A 1,123-nucleotide genomic window follows, 5' to 3' on the forward strand; every position below is an offset into this window, starting at 1 on the left:
ACAGGGCCCGGTGGTATTGGACCGGCCAGGCGGCGGGGTTGTGGGTGTGGTTGCGCAGGGCGAGGTAGGGGTCGCGGAGCAGGGCGCGTCCGATGAGGACGGCGTCCGCCTGGTCGTCGGTCAGGATCTTGCGGGCCAGGGTCAGGTCGCTGATCTGTCCGACCGGGGCGACGGGGAGTCCGGATGCCTTCTTGAGGGTGCCGGCGAACTCGACGTTGACGCCGTCCTGCTCCGGTGGGCGGGCCTGAAGGTCGCGCGTGAGGACTCCGGAGGAGACGTCGAGGAGGTCGATGCCCGCGGCCGCGAGTTCCTTGGCGAAGGTTGTTGCCTCGTCGATGGTGATGCCGCCCTGGATCCAGTCGGTGGCGGTGATGCGGACGAAGACGGGTTTGTGGGCGGGGAAGCTGTCGCGGACGGCGCGGGCGACCTGCAGGGGAAGGCGCATGCGGTTGTCCAGGCTGCCGCCGTACTGGTCGGTGCGGTGGTTGGCCAGGGGGGAGAGGAACTGGTGCAGGAGGTATCCGTGCGCGGCGTGGATCTCCACGATCTCGTAGCCGGCCAGGTGGGCCATCCGGGCGGCCTGGGCGAAGGCGGCGATGACTTCGTCGATGTCGGCTTGGGAGGCTTCCCGGGGCACGTTCAGGTCGCCGAAGGGGGTCGGTGACGGTGCGATCAGTTCCCAGCGGCCGTCGGCCACGCTGACGGGGCCGTTCTGCCCCTCGCCCTCCCAGGGGACCTGGTGGGAGCCCTTCCTGCCTGCGGCCAGCAGCTGGACCGCGGGTACTGCGCCGCGTTCGGTGATGAACGCCGTCAGGCGCCGGTGCGCGGCGGCCTGTTCCTCGTTCCAGATGCCGAGGTCCGCGGCAGTGGTGCGGTGCCGCGGTCCGACGGCGTTGGACTCGACCATGACCAGCCCCACCCCGCCGACCGCGCGGGCGCCGTAGTGCACGAGGTGCCAGTCGGTCGGCTTCCCGTCGGTTCCCGCCGCGTACTGGGCCATGGGCGACATCCACACCCGGTTGGGGACCGTGACCTCCCGCAGCCGCAGCGGGGTCATCTCCAGGCCCGCGAACTCTGTGCTGGACACAGCTGGACTCACTTTCTCCGTCGTGCGTATGCCGGT

Annotated in this window: 1 protein-coding gene; it reads right to left on the reverse strand. The window is 70.5% G+C overall.

The window, feature by feature from the left end; translation table 11 throughout:
- Nucleotides 1–1,087: NADH:flavin oxidoreductase/NADH oxidase (locus IE318_RS44360; protein ID WP_229904226.1), on the reverse strand; the 1,087-nt coding region annotated here is incomplete at its 3' end.
- Nucleotides 1,088–1,123 lie beyond the last annotated feature (36 nt).

Source organism: Streptomyces spiralis (assembly GCF_014654675.1).
In the GTDB taxonomy this organism is placed as follows: Bacteria; Actinomycetota; Actinomycetes; order Streptomycetales; family Streptomycetaceae; genus Streptomyces; species Streptomyces spiralis.